Source organism: Roseicella aerolata, assembly GCF_020523605.1.
Classification (GTDB): Bacteria; Pseudomonadota; Alphaproteobacteria; order Acetobacterales; family Acetobacteraceae; genus Paracraurococcus; species Paracraurococcus aerolatus.
Genome location: NZ_JAJAQI010000035.1, coordinates 16,820 through 32,910 on the forward strand (window position 1 = coordinate 16,820; position 16,091 = coordinate 32,910).

At 71.4% G+C, this 16,091-nt stretch carries 19 protein-coding genes; 9 read left to right on the top strand and 10 right to left on the bottom strand.

What is annotated here, in order from left to right; translation table 11 throughout:
- Positions 1–21: 21 nt before the first annotated feature.
- Positions 22–1,197: an acetyl-CoA C-acetyltransferase gene (locus LHA35_RS19925; RefSeq protein WP_226611397.1), complete on the top strand. Its 1,176-nt coding sequence runs from the start codon at positions 22–24 to the stop codon at positions 1,195–1,197.
- Positions 1,198–1,454: 257 nt separating this feature from the next.
- Here LHA35_RS19925 and LHA35_RS19930 read toward each other — a convergent pair whose 3' ends face one another.
- Positions 1,455–2,336, bottom strand: coding sequence for a tripartite tricarboxylate transporter substrate binding protein (locus LHA35_RS19930; RefSeq protein ID WP_226611399.1), 882 nt, complete (start codon positions 2,334–2,336; stop codon positions 1,455–1,457).
- A gap of 612 nt (positions 2,337–2,948) precedes the next feature.
- On the opposite strand from LHA35_RS19930, the gene LHA35_RS19935 reads away from it, so the two are divergent.
- Positions 2,949–3,350: an SEL1-like repeat protein gene (locus tag LHA35_RS19935; RefSeq protein WP_226611400.1), complete on the top strand. Its 402-nt coding sequence runs from the start codon at positions 2,949–2,951 to the stop codon at positions 3,348–3,350.
- Positions 3,351–3,384: 34 nt separating this feature from the next.
- Entirely contained in the window at positions 3,385–4,365 is a 981-nt protein-coding gene (locus LHA35_RS19940) for a TAXI family TRAP transporter solute-binding subunit (RefSeq protein ID WP_226611401.1), read from the top strand.
- A gap of 331 nt (positions 4,366–4,696) precedes the next feature.
- On the opposite strand, the gene LHA35_RS19945 is transcribed toward LHA35_RS19940, so the two are convergent.
- Positions 4,697–5,809 carry an SMP-30/gluconolactonase/LRE family protein gene (locus LHA35_RS19945; protein WP_226611402.1) on the bottom strand — a complete coding sequence of 371 codons (1,113 nt, stop codon included), beginning with the start codon at positions 5,807–5,809 and terminating at the stop codon, positions 4,697–4,699.
- Positions 5,810–5,988: 179 nt separating this feature from the next.
- Between LHA35_RS19945 and LHA35_RS19950 the strand changes: the two genes are divergently transcribed.
- Complete coding sequence (locus tag LHA35_RS19950; RefSeq protein WP_226611404.1) at positions 5,989–6,195, top strand: hypothetical protein; 207 nt, start codon at positions 5,989–5,991, stop codon at positions 6,193–6,195.
- Between the two features lie 24 nt (positions 6,196–6,219).
- Here LHA35_RS19950 and LHA35_RS19955 read toward each other — a convergent pair whose 3' ends face one another.
- Complete coding sequence (locus LHA35_RS19955) at positions 6,220–7,848, bottom strand: ABC transporter substrate-binding protein (RefSeq protein ID WP_226611406.1); 1,629 nt, start codon at positions 7,846–7,848, stop codon at positions 6,220–6,222.
- Positions 7,849–7,912: 64 nt separating this feature from the next.
- Positions 7,913–8,629 carry a methyltransferase domain-containing protein gene (locus LHA35_RS19960; protein WP_226611408.1) on the bottom strand — a complete coding sequence of 239 codons (717 nt, stop codon included), beginning with the start codon at positions 8,627–8,629 and terminating at the stop codon, positions 7,913–7,915.
- Positions 8,630–8,688: 59 nt separating this feature from the next.
- Between LHA35_RS19960 and gloB the strand changes: the two genes are divergently transcribed.
- Together gloB and LHA35_RS19970 are read left to right on the top strand one after the other, a co-directional pair.
- Entirely contained in the window at positions 8,689–9,417 is a 729-nt protein-coding gene (gene gloB, locus LHA35_RS19965; RefSeq protein ID WP_226611411.1) for a hydroxyacylglutathione hydrolase, read from the top strand.
- Between the two features lie 47 nt (positions 9,418–9,464).
- A complete protein-coding gene (locus LHA35_RS19970; protein WP_338050926.1) occupies positions 9,465–9,875 on the top strand; it encodes a cupin domain-containing protein in 411 nt (136 codons plus the stop codon).
- A 151-nt stretch (positions 9,876–10,026) separates the two neighbouring features.
- Here LHA35_RS19970 and LHA35_RS19975 read toward each other — a convergent pair whose 3' ends face one another.
- Positions 10,027–10,917 carry a DMT family transporter gene (locus tag LHA35_RS19975; protein ID WP_226611413.1) on the bottom strand — a complete coding sequence of 297 codons (891 nt, stop codon included), beginning with the start codon at positions 10,915–10,917 and terminating at the stop codon, positions 10,027–10,029.
- 69 nt (positions 10,918–10,986) lie between these two features.
- Between LHA35_RS19975 and LHA35_RS19980 the strand changes: the two genes are divergently transcribed.
- Positions 10,987–11,346, top strand: a complete 360-nt coding sequence (locus tag LHA35_RS19980) for a phage holin family protein (protein WP_226611416.1) — start codon at positions 10,987–10,989, stop codon at positions 11,344–11,346.
- 62 nt (positions 11,347–11,408) lie between these two features.
- On the opposite strand, the gene LHA35_RS19985 is transcribed toward LHA35_RS19980, so the two are convergent.
- From LHA35_RS19985 to LHA35_RS20005, 5 genes are all read right to left on the bottom strand, one after another.
- Positions 11,409–11,798: a carboxymuconolactone decarboxylase family protein gene (locus LHA35_RS19985; protein WP_226611419.1), complete on the bottom strand. Its 390-nt coding sequence runs from the start codon at positions 11,796–11,798 to the stop codon at positions 11,409–11,411.
- Positions 11,798–12,448 (bottom strand): YciI family protein, encoded by a 651-nt coding sequence (locus LHA35_RS19990; protein WP_226611421.1) that lies wholly within the window; start codon positions 12,446–12,448, stop codon positions 11,798–11,800. Before LHA35_RS19990 ends, LHA35_RS19985 begins: the two co-directional genes overlap by 1 nt.
- 53 nt (positions 12,449–12,501) lie before the next feature.
- Complete coding sequence (locus tag LHA35_RS19995; RefSeq protein ID WP_226611425.1) at positions 12,502–12,747, bottom strand: hypothetical protein; 246 nt, start codon at positions 12,745–12,747, stop codon at positions 12,502–12,504.
- Positions 12,748–12,852: 105 nt separating this feature from the next.
- Positions 12,853–13,575 carry an acetoacetyl-CoA reductase gene (phbB, locus tag LHA35_RS20000; RefSeq protein ID WP_226611426.1) on the bottom strand — a complete coding sequence of 241 codons (723 nt, stop codon included), beginning with the start codon at positions 13,573–13,575 and terminating at the stop codon, positions 12,853–12,855.
- A gap of 279 nt (positions 13,576–13,854) precedes the next feature.
- Positions 13,855–14,193: a c-type cytochrome gene (locus tag LHA35_RS20005; RefSeq protein WP_226611428.1), complete on the bottom strand. Its 339-nt coding sequence runs from the start codon at positions 14,191–14,193 to the stop codon at positions 13,855–13,857.
- A gap of 70 nt (positions 14,194–14,263) precedes the next feature.
- On the opposite strand from LHA35_RS20005, the gene LHA35_RS20010 reads away from it, so the two are divergent.
- Together LHA35_RS20010 and LHA35_RS20015 are read left to right on the top strand one after the other, a co-directional pair.
- Complete coding sequence (locus tag LHA35_RS20010; RefSeq protein ID WP_226611430.1) at positions 14,264–14,995, top strand: glucose 1-dehydrogenase; 732 nt, start codon at positions 14,264–14,266, stop codon at positions 14,993–14,995.
- Positions 14,996–15,106: 111 nt separating this feature from the next.
- Positions 15,107–16,090, top strand: a complete 984-nt coding sequence (locus LHA35_RS20015; protein ID WP_226611432.1) for a Bug family tripartite tricarboxylate transporter substrate binding protein — start codon at positions 15,107–15,109, stop codon at positions 16,088–16,090.
- Position 16,091 lies beyond the last annotated feature (1 nt).

The window sequence follows — 16,091 nt, forward strand, 5'->3', positions numbered from 1 at the left end:
ACCAGGGTGGGAGAACCAGTCTTGACCGAGATCGTCATCGCCTCCGCGGCCCGCACGCCCGTCGGCAGCTTCAACGGCGCCTTCGCCTCCCTGCCGGCCCATGCCCTTGGCACCGTCGCCATCCAGGCCGCCCTGCAGCGGGCGGGCGTGAAGCCGGAAGAGGTGGACGAGGTCATCATGGGCCAGATCCTGACCGCCGGCGCCGGCCAGAACCCGGCCCGCCAGGCCGCCATCGCCGCCGGCATCCCGGCCTCCGCCACCGCCTTCGGCATCAACCAGCTCTGCGGTTCCGGCCTGCGCGCCGTGGCCCTCGCCGCCCAGCAGATCAGCAGCGGGGATGCCGCGATCGTCGTCGCGGGCGGGCAGGAGAGCATGACCCAGGCGCCGCATGCCGCGCAGCTTCGCGCCGGGCAGAAGATGGGCGACCTGGCCATGGTCGACACCATGATCAAGGACGGGCTGTGGGATGCCTTCCACGGCTACCACATGGGCACGACGGCCGAGAACGTCGCGGAGAAGTACCAGATCACCCGCGAGGAGCAGGACAAATTCGCCGCCGAGAGCCAGCGGAAGGCCGGCGAGGCGATGAAGGCCGGCCGCTTCAGGGATGAGATCGCGCCGGTGACGGTGAAGGGCCGCAAGGGCGATGTCGTGGTCGAGAACGACGAGTACCCGAAGCCCGAGACTGACTACGCGGTGCTGCAGAAGCTCCGCCCGGCCTTCAGCAAGACCGGCACGGTGACCGCCGGCAACGCCTCGGGCATCAATGACGGCGCCGCGGCGGTGGTGGTGATGTCGGCCGAGGAGGCGCGCAAGCGCGGCGTCAAGCCGCTGGCGAGGATCGTCTCCTGGGCGACGGCGGGCGTCGATCCCTCCATCATGGGCACGGGCCCGATCCCCGCGTCGCGCAAGGCGCTGCAGAAGGCCGGCTGGTCGATCGACACGCTCGACCTCGTCGAGGCGAACGAGGCCTTCGCCGCGCAGGCCTGCGCGGTGAACAAGGACCTGGGCTGGGATCCGGCCAAGGTGAACGTCAATGGCGGCGCCATCGCGCTGGGGCACCCGATCGGCGCCTCCGGCGCGCGGGTCTTCAACACCCTGCTGTTCGAGATGCAGCGCCGCGGCGCCAAGCGCGGCCTCGCCACGCTCTGCATCGGCGGCGGCATGGGCGTGGCCATGTGCGTCGAGCGCGTCTGAGGTGAATGCCGGGGAGGGGGCTACCCTCTCCGGACACGTCCGGATTGCGGGCCGGATGGGGCCGCGCACCCTGCGCCGGGGTGCCCGCGGCCCTGCCACCGCCATGGTGGAAGGCGCTCATCCCAGAACGCCTTCCATGAGTGGTCATGCTTGCCGGGCGCGATCCGCCCTTGCGGCGGATGGCCCGGAAGGCTGATTGCGCGGTCCGCCGCAGGTTGCTGGCCGCCGTGCGGAGGCTCGCCTTGCCGCAACCTGCCCTAGCCGACCGTGATGCGCGCCTCTCGCACCACCCGGCCCCATTTCTCCCGTTCCGCCCGCACGAAATTCGCGAACTCCGCCGGGCTCGACGCGGCCGGGTCGGCCCCCGCGCCGGCCATGCGCTGCCGGACGGCGGGCTGGGCGACGGCGTCGCGCACCGCCGCGTTGAGCTTCCCGATCACATCCGCAGGCGTCTGCGCCGGCGCCACGAGGCCGCCCCAGGAACTCGCCTGCGCGGCCGGCAGCCCCGCCTCGCCGACGGTCGGCACATCGGGCAGCAAGGGGTGCCGCTTCGCGCCCGTGACGGCGAGCGCCCGGATCCGGCCGTCATTGATCTGGCCGATCGCGCTGGCGATCTGGTCCACCATCAGCTGGATGTTGCCGGCGACGAGGTCGTTCATCGCCGGGCCGCTGCCGCGATAAGGGACATGCAGGAGTTCGATCCCCGCTGCGAGGCGGAAGAGCTCCGTCGCCGCATGGGTGGTCGTCCCCGCGCCCGAGGAGGCGTAGGAGATGACGCCCGGATTCTCCTTCGCATGGCGGAGGAATTCGGGCAGCGTCCGCACGGGGAGGCTGTTGGTGACGGTGATGACGAGATCCGTGGCGAAGGCCAGGGAGACCGGGGCGAAATCGCGGGCCGGATCGAAGGGCATCTGCGGATAGAGATGCGGCGCGATGGAGAGCAGGCCGGTGGTCGCCATCAGGACCGTGTAGCCGTCGGGCGGTGCCTTCGCGACGCTGTCGGCGCCGATCAGCCCACCGGACCCGCTGCGGTTCTCGATGACGACGGTCTGGCCGAGCGTCTGCCCCATCCGCTCCCCCAGGATGCGGGCGGCGACATCGGTCGAGCCGCCGGCGGCAAAGGGTACGACGAGGCGCACGGTCTGCTCCGGCCATGCGCCCGGCCGCGAGGAGCGGCGCTGTGCCGTCGCGGCAATGGGCAGGAGCGATACGGCACTAGCCGAGAGCACAAGAGCGCGACGTCGCATGCGCATGGGTAGGATCCCCCCTGGTTGTGGAGGGGCCAGACTCGCATGCCTAAAACCATGAAATAAGACCCAAAATCCGCTCGGCCTCGCAAGCTGACGCAAGTTTGCTTGGAATATTGTTCCTAATAATTCAACTAAAGATTGGGAATGCGGCCACGAACGCCTCGTGTAATAGATAGACGCAGATCAGCATGAGTGGTTGCGATGGCCGTCCCTGGCGAAGGTCTGTTGCTTCATCGATATTTCAGTGGTTGCCATGTCTGGAACTCTCCACTGCAAAAGAGGTACGAAGCAGCCGTGGTGCAACCATCGCCTGTCTCCGGGGTCGCATCGGGAGCCTCGCATGTGTGGGGGCCGGTGACCGGGATGCGGAGTTTTCTTCTGGCAGGAATGGCGGCCTTTCTGGTCTGTATTACAAGCTCTCACGCCGCGGCTCACGCGGGTACTTTGCCGCTCGATCGGCAGAAGGCGGGCTCCCCGGCGCCTGCGGCTTTCGGCCCCTGGATGGCTGCTCCTGCCGCGCGCCACGTCCCCTCCGGCGACATGCCGGAACCGGTCTTCCTCCTCGCCCAGGCTGGGCCGTCCCCGGCGCTGCCGTCGCTGGTCCTGCCCCCCGCCGCGACCACCGATCCGCCCATGTTCGCCTCGCTGATGCAGATGGGGGATTCGGCCATGGTGCGCGGCGACATCACGCGCGCCCGTGCCCTGTATGAGCGGGCCGCGACCATTCATCCCGCCTCCTCGGCGGCGCTCATCGCGGCCGGCAAGACCTATGATCCGAACATCCTGCGGCTCTTCAGCGGGGCCGGCGGCCTCGCCGACGTGGCCAGGGCCAGGGCCTGGTATGAGCGGGCCCGGGCGCTCGGCGATGCCAGCGCCGAGAACCTGCTGGCCTCCCTCCGCTGACCCCTCCGGCACACTTCGACAAAGGAGCAGACCCATGAACCGCCGCAGCCTGCTTGCCGGTCTCGTCACCGGTCTCGCCTGCCCCGCCCTGGCCAGGGCCCAGGCGATACCGAATTCGGCCGCCGCGGCGAATGCCAATGTGCTGGGCGTGATCTCCGGCGGGCTGGATGGCACCTACACGCGCTTCGCGGCCGATCTCGCGGCGGTGCTGGACGGCGTCGACGGGCTCCGCATCCTGCCGATCATCGGCAAGGGGTCGCTGCAGAATCTATCGGACCTGCTCTATCTGCGCGGCGTCGATCTCGCCATCGTCCAGTCGGACGTGCTGGCCGCGGCGGCGCAGCAGCGCGTCTTCCCGCGGATCGAGCAGCAGGTGCAGTACGTCACCAAGCTGTATGATGAGGAGGTGCATGTCTTTGCCCGGCCGGGCATCGAACAGCTCTCCGACCTCGGCGGCCAGTTGGTCAGCATGGACAATCCCGGGTCCGGCACGGCGATGACGGCGACGTTGCTCTTCTCCCGCCTCGGGATCCCGGTGCAGCCGGTCTACGCCGCGACGGTCGATGCGACGGAGAAGCTGCGCCGGGGCGAGATCGCCGCCATGGTGCGGGTCACCGGCAAGCCGGCGCGCTTCACGACGCCGCTGCCCGAGGGCGCGCGGCTGCTCTCCGTGCCGCTCTCCGAGGCGCTGCTGGAGACCTACCTGCCCGCGAGCTTCACCGCAGCCGACTACCCCGCCGTCATTCCCGCCGGCGAGACGGTGGAGACCATCGCCGTCGGCGCCGTCCTGGCCGCCTTCAACCACCAGAATGCCGACCGGCGCGACCGGCTGATGCGCTTCGCCCGCGCGCTGTCCCTCAAATTCGAATCCTTCATGCGCCCGCCGCGGCATCCCAAGTGGCGCGAGGTGAATCTGGAGGCGGGCGTGCCGGGCTGGACGAAATTCGGCGCCGAGCCGGCGCGCCAGGCGCCGCGGCGCCCGCGGCGCGGGCCCGAGGGAACCGAGCAAGGCTAGAGCAGATCGCGGAGGGGCGTGAGCGTGAATGCACCGCAGTGTGAATCTGCTCTAAAAACAGCGCTCTACAGCGGATTGGCGTTCAGTTTTGAACGCCAATCCGCTGTAGAAAGTCGCTCCCGGAGCGTGCACGCCCGGGAGCGAAACCCTGTGCTGAAAACAACGACCCGCGCCGGATTGGCGTCCAGCCCCGCGTGCCAGTCCGTGGGGACGCGGCTTCCTGCCGGGATGGTGGTGGCCTGCCGGCGAGCATGGCCATCCCAGCAGGCCGGGGGGCTCCGCCTGCGGGCAGGCCCCGGTCCCGGCAGGCGACGTTGCCTCCTCCGCCCGATCAGCAGAAATGCGCTCCCCGCGTCTCCACCGGCAACAGGTAGACGCTCTGGCTCGCGGTCATCAGCAACTGGTTCCGCCGCGTGCCGCCGAAGCAGAGATTGGCGCAGATCTCGGGCAGCCTGATCAGCCCGATGCGCTGCCCGTCCGGGGCGAAGACATGCACGCCGTCATAGCCATCCCCCACCCAGCCGGCGCCGACCCAGACATTGCCGGCTTCGTCGCAGCGCAGCCCGTCGCCGAAGCCGGATTTCCCCTGGTACTCCATATCGGCGAAGGTGCGGGCATTGGTCAGCCGCGGCCCGTCCACATCGAAGCCCCAGATGATGTTCTTCGCCTCCTCGTAATGCGACCGGCCACTGTCGGCCACGTAGAGCCGGCGGTAGTCGGGCGAGAAGCAGAGACCGTTCGGCTTGAAGGGCTGGTCCGCCACCTTCGTCACCTGCCCGCTCTGCGCGTCGATCCGGTAGATCGCCTCCTTGATGAAGGGGCGGGGGCTGTTCGCCGCTTCCGGCACGCGCTGGCCCTCATAGTTCATCAGCGCGCCATAGCCGGGGTCGGTGAACCAGAGGCTGCCATCGGCGGGATGCACCACGCCGTCATTCGGTGCGTTGAAGGGCCCGTCCGGCCCGCGCGCCGCCAGCACCGTGATCCGCCCGTCCGGCTCGTAGCGCACCACGTCCCGATGATAGTGGCGGAAGGCGATCTGCCGCCCCTCCCGGTCGAAGGTATTGCCGTTGGAGAAGCCGGAAGGGCTGCGGAAGCGGCGATGGACGGAGAGGTCCTCCTCATTCATTCGGAGGCATTCGTCATTCGGGATGTCGGACCAGACCCAGAAGCGGCCGGTCGCGTGCCAGGCCGGGCCCTCGGCCCAGGCATAGCCGGTGGCGACGCGGCGGATGGCGCTGTTGCCGAGCGGCGCGGTGAAGCGCTTCCTGTCCAGCGTGACGATGTCGGCATCCGGATAGCGCGCCGGCGGGGCATTGCGGCCGTAGTCGCGCTGGGCGCTGGCCGGGATGGCAGCGCCGGCGGCGATGGCGCCGGCAAGGCCGCCGAGCACGGCGCGGCGCGGCGGTGCGGCGCGGTCGCGCGCCTCCGGCGAGAGCTTTGGCATCCTGTTTCCTCCCGAGATCACCGATGCCGGGCGGCATGGCGTGGCGGCAGCGTCGCATGGCCGGGCGTGCCGGCGGCAAGCGGTCGCTGCGGTGGCAGGCTTCGCGATCCGGTGTGCGCTGTGCAGGACCCTGGGCCAGGCTGTCGCGCGGCTGGAGACCTGAATCCCGCCGCTGCAGCGTGGGGCTGGAGGAGGTGCGCGTGCTGCGCGGCCTCGGCGCGCCGGATCGTGGCCGCGCGGCCTTCCGCGTCATGCCCTTCCTGCGCCGGAACCCTGCCGCCGCCATCCGGCAGGCGGCCGGGACGCAGGGCGCGGGGTTCCGCGGCGGCATCCCGAAGGTTGCCGATAGGACGCCTGTGATGCAGGCGAGCGGGCCGGCGGGTTGATCCCATGCCGGCCCGCAACGCTCCTCAGCCCAGCGTCGTCAGGTCCTGGAACCAGTGCTGCGCCTGGGTGTAGCCGCGCACCGCCCGGCCGAGGGCGCGCGGGTTGGTGTCGTGCACCACGAAGACCAGCAGCGCCTGGTCCACCACGCGCTCATGCACCCTGGCCATCAGCCGGTCCACCTCGGCGGGGTCGAAGGTGTTGAGCGCCGTGTCGATCAGCCGGTCGGTCTCGGCATCCCTGTAGTGCGACCAGTTCACGCCCGTCGGCGCCACCTGATTGGAGTGGAAGAACCGCACCAGCGCATAGAGCGGGTCGCTGGTCACATAGGCGACGTTGTTCGCGGTGATGGCGCCGCCGCGGGCGATCTCGCCGGCCGCGCCCTGGCGCCAGCAGGTGTAGAGCACTTCCAACTCCACCGCCTGGAATTCGACCTCGATCCCCACCTCCCGCCAGGCGGACTGGATGTATTCGTTCATCGGCATGGACAGCATCTGCCCGCTGCCGCCGGTGGCGATCAGGAATTTCGTGCGCAGCGGGCTGCCGCGGGAGATGCCGGCCTCCGCCAGCAGCTTCCGCGCGGCATCCACATCGTATCTCACCTGGAATTCCGGCCGGCCGAACCAGGGGGAGGAGGGATCGACGACCCCGGCCGCGGGCTTGGCCAGCCCGTTCATCAGCGCGACGACCTCATCGCGGTTGATGGCGAGGTTGGCGGCGCGGCGCAGCCGGAGATCGCGCCAGGGCGAGCCTTCCAGCAGGCTCAGATGGTAGTTCCAGACATGCGGCGTGACATTCTCCATGATCCGCATGCCGGCCTGCCGCAGCCTCGGCACCAGGTCGGGCGCCGGCGTCTCGATCAGGTCCACCTGTCCGGTCAGCAGGGCGTTGGTCCGTGTCACCGCCTCCGGCGCCACCACCAGCACCAGCCGGTCCAGCTTCGGCATCCGCGCCGGGTTCCAGTAGCCGGGGTTCCGCACCAGCTCCGCCCGCTCCCGCGGTACGAGGCGCGCCAGGCGGAAGGGGCCGGTGCCGGAGGGCGCTTCCGCGAAGCGCTCCCAGCTCCGCCCCAGCTTCTCGTACTGCGCCGGGGAGGAGATCAGGAACCACAGCATCTGGTAGGGGAAGATGCTGTCCACCGTCCTGGTGGTGACCTCCACCGTCATGGCGTCGATCTTGCGCCAGGCGGCGACGGAGGGCAGGCGCGGCCGCACCTGGGCGGCCTGGCGGTTGTCGAAATGCGGTGCCTGCGGGTTCAGCACCTTCTCGAAATTCCAGATCACCGCATCGGCGTCGAAATCAGAACCGTCATGGAATTTCACGCCCTGGCGGAGGCGGAAGACCCATTTCGTACGATCGGCCGGGTCGGCCTCCCAACTCGTCGCCAGGCCGGGCACCAGCTTCCCGGGCCGGTCGGCTACATCCATCTCCCAGGCCACCAACGGGTCATAGAGGGTGTAGCCGGTGAACTGGTAGGCGCCGGCGCCGCGGTCCGGCTGGCCGGTGGTCTGCGGGATGTCGGCCATGGAGATGCCGTAGCGCAGCACACGCTCCGCGCCCTGCGCGGCGGCGGGGCTGATTGCCCAAGGCTCGGGCAGGGTGGGCAGGGCGGCGAGGCCAGTGGCGCCCAGCAGGGCACGGCGGGAGAGGGACATGCGGGTTCCCGGTCTGGTGGCGCGGCACCGGGAGGCAAGCGCCGTGCCGGCACTGGCCGTCCCGCTAAACCCCCTCGACCACCACCACCCGGCGCCGTTGCGCCGGCACCGCGCCGGCGGGGATCGCCTCGCAGTAGTCCTTCGCCGCTTCCATCAGCATCACGCCGGCGAAGCCCGGGCAGAGGCTGCGGCCCAGCCCCTCCCAGACACGGGCGCCGCGCAGCAGCAGGCGCGTCCGGAAGGGCGGGACGAAGAGCGCGGTGTCGCGCCGCTCCACCACGAACATCTGCCGCCGCAGCAGCCCTTCCAGCTGGCCGGGCGAATAGGGTTGGCCATGGCCGAAGGGGGTTCGCTCCAGATGCGCCCAGAGGCCGAGCCGGTTCGGCACCACCACGATCAGCCTGCCGTCATCCTTCAGGACCCGCCAAGCCTCCCGCAGCATCCGCCGGGCGTTCTCGGCGGTCTCCAGCCCATGCACCAGCAGGATCCGGTCGAACATCAGGTCGGGGAAGGGGAGGGCGTCCTCCTCCGCGATTGCGGTGCAGGAGGCGGCGCTGCGCGGCCAGCGCCAGCGCGGCAGGTGGGTCGGCACGGTGGCGACACAGCGTGCCGCTTCTGCCCGCCAGAGCCTGAGGAAAGGGCTGGCATAGCCGAGGCCGAGCACCGCCCGGCCGGGCAGGCTGGGCCAGAACGCGCGCAGCCGGTCGCGCAGCAGGCGCGCCGTCACCAGCCCCGCCGGGGTGGCGTAGAAATTCCCCAGGCCGTGGACCTCGTGGCTCATGCCATGGATATAGAGCGCCCAGGGCCCCCGTTGCAGCGGGGCCCGAGGAGGAGCCCGACATGCCGCTCTCGGTCACGCCCGTGCCGTGTCTTTCCGACAACTACATCTGGCTGCTGCAGGACCAGGCGACCGGGGCGGTCGCGATCTGCGACCCGGGGGAGGCGGGGCCGGCCATCGCCGCGGTGGAAAGGCTGGGCCGCAGGCTCGACCTGATCCTGCTCACCCACCACCATGGCGACCACATCGCCGGGGTCGGCGAGGTGCAGGCGAAGTTTGGCGGCCGGATCGTCGGCGCGGCGGCCGATGCGCACCGCCTGCCGAAGCTCGACCAGGCGGTGCGGGAGGGGGAGGCGGTTACGCTCGGCGAGAGCCGTGCGAGGGTGATCGACACGCCGGGCCACACCGTCGGGCACATCGCCTTCCATTTCGCGGAAGGCGGGGTGCTGCTCTGCGGCGATACGCTGTTCTCCCTTGGTTGCGGGCGGCTGCTGGAGGGAAATGCGGCGCAGATGTTCGACAGCCTGGCGAAGCTCGTCGCCCTGCCGGAGGACACGCTGGTCTGCTGCGGGCATGAGTATACCGAGAGCAATGCCCGCTTCGCCCTGACGGTGGAGCCGGGGAATGCCGCGCTGCGGGCGCGGGTGGAGGAGGCGCGGGCGCAGCGCGCCGCCGGCAAGCCCACCGTGCCGACCACCATCGGGCAGGAGCGGGCGGCGAATCCCTTCCTCCGCGCCGGCGATGTGGCGCGGCTGGCGGCGATCCGCAGCGCCAAGGACAGCTTCCGCTGAACCCGGGGCTGCCGGACCTGCGCGATCCGGGGCTCGATCCGGCGGCGGTGATCGCCGCCCTGGGCCTCGCCCCGCATCCGGAGGGCGGGCATTACCGGGAGATCTGGCGGGACAGCCCGCCGGGCGGCGGGCGCGGTGCCGGGACCGCCATCTACTACCTGCTCGCGGCGGGTGAGCGCAGCCACTGGCACCGGGTGGACGCCGCCGAGGCCTGGCACTGGTATGCCGGCGGGCCGCTCCTTCTCTCCCTCTCGGCCGACGGGCGGGAGGCGGAGGAGGTGCGGCTCGGTCCCGATCTGGGGGCCGGGGAACGGCCCTTCGCCCTGGTGCCGGCCGGCTGCTGGCAGGCCGCGGCGCCGCTCGGGCGCTGGACGCTGGTGGGCTGCACGGTGAGCCCGGCCTTCGACTTCGCGGGCTTCGAGATGGCGCCGCCCGGCTGGCGGCCGGGGGTGGGCTGACCGCCGGCCGCGCTGCCATGGGCTCGTCCCGACAAGGCCGGACCGCCCGGCCCGCGTCATCAGGCGCGCCGGAGGGGCGAGGACCCGGCGGCGAGAGCGGCCACCATGCGGAGCCAACCACCCTCCGCGGGCGCTGAAAATCCCTGAGTGCTCAGCGCGTTCCGGCCGCAGGGGATTCCGCCCGCGCCGTCGCCGCCAGCGCGCCGCCGCCCAATACCAGTGCGGCCGCGGCCAGCACGGTGCCACCCAGCCGGCCCTCGCCGGCCGCCACCAGCAGCAGGGTGGACGCGACCGGCGTGCCATAGGCGAGCGTGCCGAGCAGCCGCGGATCGCCCCGCTTCATCCCGATATCCCACAGGAAGAAGGCGGCGCCGACCGGCCCGGCCCCGAGCAGGAGGACGGCCAGCCATTGCGCCGGACCGGGCCAGGCGGGCGGTTCCAGCAGCGCATGCCCGAGCAGGGCCACCAGGGCGGAGGCCAGGCAGAAGCCGGCCACCGCCTCGGTCGGCGCGCCGGCCAGCCGCGGTGTGCCTGCCAGCACCGAGTAGAGCGCCCAGGTCAGCCCGGCGCCGAGCGCCGCCGCATAGCCCGCGAAGGCCCCGCCGCCGAAGCTCCCCTGCGCCCCGCCGGCCAGGAGCAGCACGGCGCCGGCCGCACCCAGGCCCACCCCCGCCAGCCGGCGCGGGCCGAGCCGGAGACCGCGGATGGGTCCGGCGAGCAGCACGATCAGCAGCGGCCAGGTGTAGTTCAGCAGGTTCGCCTCGACCGGCGGGGCGAGGGCCAGGGCGGCGAAGTAGAGCGCATGGTAGCCCGCCAGCCCGCCGACGCCATGCAGCCAGACCAGCACCGGCTGCCGCAGCGTGCCGAGCCGCCCGCGCGCCGCGACGACGGCGAGGCCGAGCGCGCCGCCGACCAGGAAGGCGAGGCCGGTGAGCAGCAGGGGCGGCAGGGGCTGCGCCAGCCGCGCGAGCAGCGCGAGGAAGGCCCAGAGGAGCAGGGCGGCGCAGCCCGCGAGGGTGGCGCCGAGGGGGCTTGAGGTCACGAGAGATCCATTCGGGGCTGCAGGGCGCCGCACCATATGTGCCGCAGGCGGATTCGCGGAGACGGGACCATGGGCTTCTGGGCGCGCAGCTTCATCACGGCTTTCGCCCTCTGGGCGGCGACGGAGTTGGTGCCGGGGATCGAGGTGCGGGGAGTCTTCTCCCTGCTGCTGGCGGCGCTGGTCTTCGGGCTGGTGAATGCGGTGGTGCGGCCGGTGCTGGTGCTGCTCTCCCTACCGATCACCCTGCTGACGCTCGGGCTGTTCCTGCTGGTCGTGAATGCGGCGATGCTCGGCCTGACCGCCTGGGTGCTGCCGGGCTTCTCGGTCGCCGGCTTCTGGCCGGCGCTGTTCGGCGCCATCGTGGTCTCGATCATGAGCTGGGCGGCGACACGCCTCTTCGTGCCAAGGGACATGGCCGGGGCGCGGTAGCGGCGGGGGGCGGCGGCTGCCGCATCCCCCGCTCCCGGCGCGTCAGGGAATGCGGCGGCGCCTCAGGTCTCGAATCCAGGGTCGATCGGCACCCGCAGCGCCTCGGCCAGCCGGTTGGTCTCCGCCGCCATGCCGACCACCGCGAGCAACTCGCCGAACATCGCGTCATCCATGCCGGCACGGCGGGCGGCGGCGCCATGGCTGGCCGTGCAATAGGCGCAGCCGGCCGCCATGGAGACGGCGAGATAGAGCATCTCCTTGGTCCGCACATCCAGCGCGCCGGGCGCCATGACCTGGGAGAGGCTCTCCCAGGTCCGCTTGAGGCTGGGCGGATCCACCGCCAGCGCCTTCCAGAAATTGTTCACATCCGGCACGCCGCGGGCGGCCTTGATGGCGTCGAAGACGGCGCGGACCTCCGGCCCGGCCTCCTCATACTGCACCAATCGCGGCATCAGGCGGCGCCCGGCAGCGGCCGCCAGGGCAGCGGCGCGAAGCGCGTGCCGTAGAGCGTCGTCTCCTGCCAGACCCCGGCGGTCACATAGGGGTCCTCCGCCATCCAGGCGCGTGCGCCCTCATCCGTGTCGCGGGCGATGACCGCGACGGAGCCGACCATGCGCTGCCCCGCCTCATCCAGGATGGCGCCGCCGATGGCGAGCGTGCCGTCGGCCGCCATGGGGCGCACGCGCGCCAGATGCGCCTCCCGCACCGAAAGGCGCCGGTCCTGCGCGCCCGGATCGGTGCCGTCGCGTGCGATGATGACGGTATGGGTGCGGCCGGGCGCGATCGGGGCGCCCGGCTGCGGCAGCGGCCGGTAGGGCAGGGGGGCGATGCGGAAGGGAAAGGTCTCCACCCGCGTCCAGACGCCCATGTTGTTGAAGGGCTCCGCAGCCAGATAGTCGCGCAGCCCTGCCTCGTCCGGCACCTCGAGGATCATCAGGGACCCGACGGCCCGCCCATCGGCGGCCAGCAGCGGCGTGCCGAAGGCGAGGCGGCCATCGCCCGCCCAGACCGCCAGCACCTGCAGATGCCGCTCGCGCGCGGCCAAGCGCCGGGCCGGCGCCTCCGCATCCTCGCCATCATAGGCCAGCACGGCGTAACCCATTGTCGTCTCCTCCCGCAGGCGGGCGGGAGAATGCCGCGGCCGGCGCGGCGCGGCTACCGGTTGGTGCGGCCGCGATGGCCTGGATTGACCCCGCCCTGCGGGTTGGCGTCGCTCATCACGTCGCCCTCGCTCGTGCTCTCGCCGGCGATCTCCTCCGGGTCGCCCTTGCTGCGGCTCTGCGTCCCCTTGCTGGCGCCGATGCCGGGGTCGCGCTCCAGGTCGTCCGGCGGCCGTGGGGTATCGGCGCCGAGGCCGCCCTTCCGGTCTTCCGGCCCGCGCGGATGCTTGCTGCTGGTCACCTGGCCTTCCTCCTTCCGGTAGAGGGACCCCAACGAGAAAACGGCGCCGGGTGTTCCCCGGCGCCGCCTCCTGCGACGATCCGCGGCCCGCGCGGTGCCGCTGCGTCAGTACATGTGCTGGCCGCCATTGATCGAGAGCGTCGAGCCGGTGATGAAATCGGCGTCGTCGGTGGTCAGGAAGACGACGCCGCGGGCGATGTCCTCCGCCCGGCCGAGCCGTCCGCGCGGGATCTTGGCGATGATCTTCTCCAGCACATCCGGCGGCACCGCGCGCACCATCTCGGTATCCACATAGCCCGGGGCGATGGCGTTCACGGTGATGCCGATCTTGGCGCCTTCCTGGGCCAGCGCCTTGGTGAAGCCGTGGATGCCGGACTTGGCGGCGGCGTAGTTCACCTGGCCGTACTGGCCGGCCTGGCCGTTGATCGAGCCGATATTGACGATGCGGCCGTATTTCCGCGCCGTCATGCCGTCCCAGACCAGCTTGCAGAGATTGTAGCAGGAGCCGAGATTGGTATCGATCACATCGTCCCACATCTGGCGGGACAGGCGCTTCATCGTCGCATCGCGGGTGATGCCGGCATTGTTGACCAGGATCTCGATCGGGCCGACCTCGGCCTCGATCTTCTTCACCGCCGCCTCGCATTGCGCGAAATCGGAGACGTCGAATTTGTAGCACGGGATTCCCGTCCGCTCGGTGAAGGCCTGCGCCGCCGCATCATTGCCGGCGTAGCTCGCCACCACCGTGCGGCCGGCGGCCTTCAGCGCCTCGCTGATCGCGGCGCCGATGCCGCGCTGCCCGCCCGTCACCAATGCGACTCTTGCCATGTTCCCGTCTCCCTATGTTCGTGCCCATGAGCCCTGGCCGGCGCCGCGCCGGGCGTTGCGTCGCGCGGCGCCAGCATGGCTAGGTCAGCCCGGAAGCTGCTGTTGGATCAAGCGGGAATGCCCGGGCGTGTCATTGCGCAGGATCAAGGAAAGGCGGCTCCCGCTGGTGCATTCTCCACCCGTCCGCAGGAGTCGTCCTGCCGGACTTTCGACTGACGATCCTCCCTCGAACTCGGCCCGGCGGCGTCCCGTGACCTGTCGGGCCTTTTCTTTGGCCGCTCAGCGGCCCTTGAGCGAGAGGATATAGGCTACCACCCCGTCCAGCTCCGCCTGGCTCAGCCGGTAGTCCGGCATGCGGGCATGCGGGGTCTGCAGGAAAACGCGCAGCGACATCTCCGTGGTGGAGGGCATGCGGGCGATCTCCTGGAAAGGCGGCGCGGCATCGCCCACCGGGCCGCGCGCGCCGGGGCCGGTCACATGGCAGTTCGCGCACCAGCTCTCCGCCACGACGCGGCCAAAGGACAGCCTTTCCTGCTGCAGCGCGCCCTGGGCCGAGGCCTGCGTGGCGGCGAGCAGGAGAGGCAGCAGCAGGGCGGCCGGGGCCGACAGTGATCGCATGGGCTCTCCTCCTTCGCGGGCGGCACGGGTGAGGGTTAGGCTGCGCCGTCTGAACCAGTGGGAGGGAAGAATGGCGCGATTCTCGGGCAAGGTGGTGCTGATCTCGGGCGGGGCCCGCGGCCAGGGCGCGGCGGAGGCGCGGCTGCTGGTCGCCGAAGGCGCCAAGGTCGTGCTGGGCGACCTGCTGGAGGCGGAGGGTCGCGCCCTGGCCGCCGAGCTGGGCTCCGCCGCTCAATTCGTTCACCAAGATGTGACGAAGGAGGAGGACTGGGCCCGCGCCGTCGCCGCCGCCGAGGCGATGGGCGGGCTGCACGGCATGGTCAACAATGCCGGCATCTATGTCCCGCGCCCGCTGATGCAGACGGATGCCGAACTGTTCGAGCGGCACATGCGGGTCAACCAGCTTGGCTGCTTTCTCGGCATGCAGGCGGTGGTGCCGGCCATGGAGCGGGCCGGCGGCGGCTCGATCGTCAACATCTCCTCCACCGCCGGCCTGCGCGGCTCCCCCGGCGCGCTGGCCTATTGCGCGACCAAATGGGCGCTGCGCGGCATGACCAAGGCGGCGGCCGTGGACCTGGCGCCAAGGGGCATCCGGGTGAACAGCGTGCATCCCGGGCCGATCGAGACCGACATGGTGAAGGTCTGGACCAATGAGCAGCGGGCGGTGCGGCTCTCCCAGATCCCGATCGGCCGGATCGGCCAGGCGGAGGATGTGGCGCGGGTGGTGCTGTTCCTGCTCTCCGAGGAGAGCGCCTACATGACCGGGGCGGAACTGGCGGTGGATGGCGGCGCGTCGCTCTGATGCCGCACCGCCCGGGCTCGCACCCGGGCGGCCTCCCGCCCCAGGGGCCGGGCTTGCGTCCAGGCGGTCTCCCGCCCTAGGGGGCCGGGCATCCCGGCTGGAGCCCCCCGCATGCGCATCCTTCCCCGCCCGACCCGCCGCGGCGTCCTCGCCGGCCTCGGCGCCGCCGCCCTGGCCGGCCCTGCAGAGGCCCAGACGGGCCGCCCCATCACCCTGATCGTTCCCTATGCCGCGGGCGGCGGCACCGACATCGTCGGCCGGGAATTCGCGCCGCTCTTTGCGGAGGCAATGGGCCAGACGGTGGTGGTGGACAACCGCGGCGGCGCGGCCGGGCATGTCGGCTCGGTCAGCGTCGCGCGTGCCCGGCCGGACGGCACCACGCTGCTCTTCGCCGTTTCGACCAATATCGTGGTCAACCCGCACCTGCAGAAGGGCGACCGGCTGGACCTGGCGACGGCGCTGCAGCCGGTCGCGCAGGTCTCCACCTACCAGTATGTGCTGGTGGTGCATCCGGATGTGCCGGCACGGACGCTGCCGGAGCTGATCACCCATATCCGCAGCCGTCCGAAGGGCGACCTGACCTATTCCTCGGGCGGCGTCGGCAATGCCAACCACCTGGCGGGCGTGCTGTTCTCCGAAGCGGCGGGCGTGCAGATGGAGCATGTGCCCTATCGCGGCACCGCGCCGGCGCTGCTGGACGTGGTGGCGGGGCGGGTGACGATGAATTTCTCCTCGCCCCCGCCGGCGCTCGCCCTGGTGCGGGAGGGGAAGCTGCGCGCCATCGCGGTGACCGGGGAGGCGCGCATCCCCGCCATCCCGGAGGTGCCGACCCTGACCGAGGCGGGGCTGCCCGGCACGGTCATCACCGGCTGGCACGGGGTCTTCGCCCCGGCCGGCGTGCCGGCCGCGCAGATGGAGGCGATGGAGGCGGCGGCCCGCAAGGCGGCGGCCGCGCCGCGCTACCTGGACCGGCTGGCGCATGACGGGCTGGAGCCGGCGCCGGAGCGCCCGCGCGCCGCCTTCGCCGCCGCAGTGGCGCAGGAGAGCGCCTATTGGGCGCGGAAGGTGAAGGAGCTCGACCTCAGGCTCGAATAGC

What these genes read in the sequence shown, in the direction of transcription:
- LHA35_RS19935 (WP_226611400.1), top strand. Translation starts at nt 2,949, where the DNA reads ATGGCTGCTCCTGCCGCGCGCCACGTCCCCTCCGGCGACATGCCGGAA.
- LHA35_RS19940 (WP_226611401.1), top strand. Translation starts at nt 3,385, where the DNA reads ATGAACCGCCGCAGCCTGCTTGCCGGTCTCGTCACCGGTCTCGCCTGC.
- LHA35_RS19945 (WP_226611402.1), bottom strand. Translation starts at nt 5,809, where the DNA reads ATGCCAAAGCTCTCGCCGGAGGCGCGCGACCGCGCCGCACCGCCGCGC.
- LHA35_RS19955 (WP_226611406.1), bottom strand. Translation starts at nt 7,848, where the DNA reads ATGTCCCTCTCCCGCCGTGCCCTGCTGGGCGCCACTGGCCTCGCCGCC.
- LHA35_RS19960 (WP_226611408.1), bottom strand. Translation starts at nt 8,629, where the DNA reads ATGAGCCACGAGGTCCACGGCCTGGGGAATTTCTACGCCACCCCGGCG.
- gloB (WP_226611411.1), top strand. Translation starts at nt 8,689, where the DNA reads ATGCCGCTCTCGGTCACGCCCGTGCCGTGTCTTTCCGACAACTACATC.
- LHA35_RS19980 (WP_226611416.1), top strand. Translation starts at nt 10,987, where the DNA reads ATGGGCTTCTGGGCGCGCAGCTTCATCACGGCTTTCGCCCTCTGGGCG.
- LHA35_RS19985 (WP_226611419.1), bottom strand. Translation starts at nt 11,798, where the DNA reads ATGCCGCGATTGGTGCAGTATGAGGAGGCCGGGCCGGAGGTCCGCGCC.
- LHA35_RS19990 (WP_226611421.1), bottom strand. Translation starts at nt 12,448, where the DNA reads ATGGGTTACGCCGTGCTGGCCTATGATGGCGAGGATGCGGAGGCGCCG.
- phbB (WP_226611426.1), bottom strand. Translation starts at nt 13,575, where the DNA reads ATGGCAAGAGTCGCATTGGTGACGGGCGGGCAGCGCGGCATCGGCGCC.
- LHA35_RS20005 (WP_226611428.1), bottom strand. Translation starts at nt 14,193, where the DNA reads ATGCGATCACTGTCGGCCCCGGCCGCCCTGCTGCTGCCTCTCCTGCTC.
- LHA35_RS20010 (WP_226611430.1), top strand. Translation starts at nt 14,264, where the DNA reads ATGGCGCGATTCTCGGGCAAGGTGGTGCTGATCTCGGGCGGGGCCCGC.
- LHA35_RS20015 (WP_226611432.1), top strand. Translation starts at nt 15,107, where the DNA reads ATGCGCATCCTTCCCCGCCCGACCCGCCGCGGCGTCCTCGCCGGCCTC.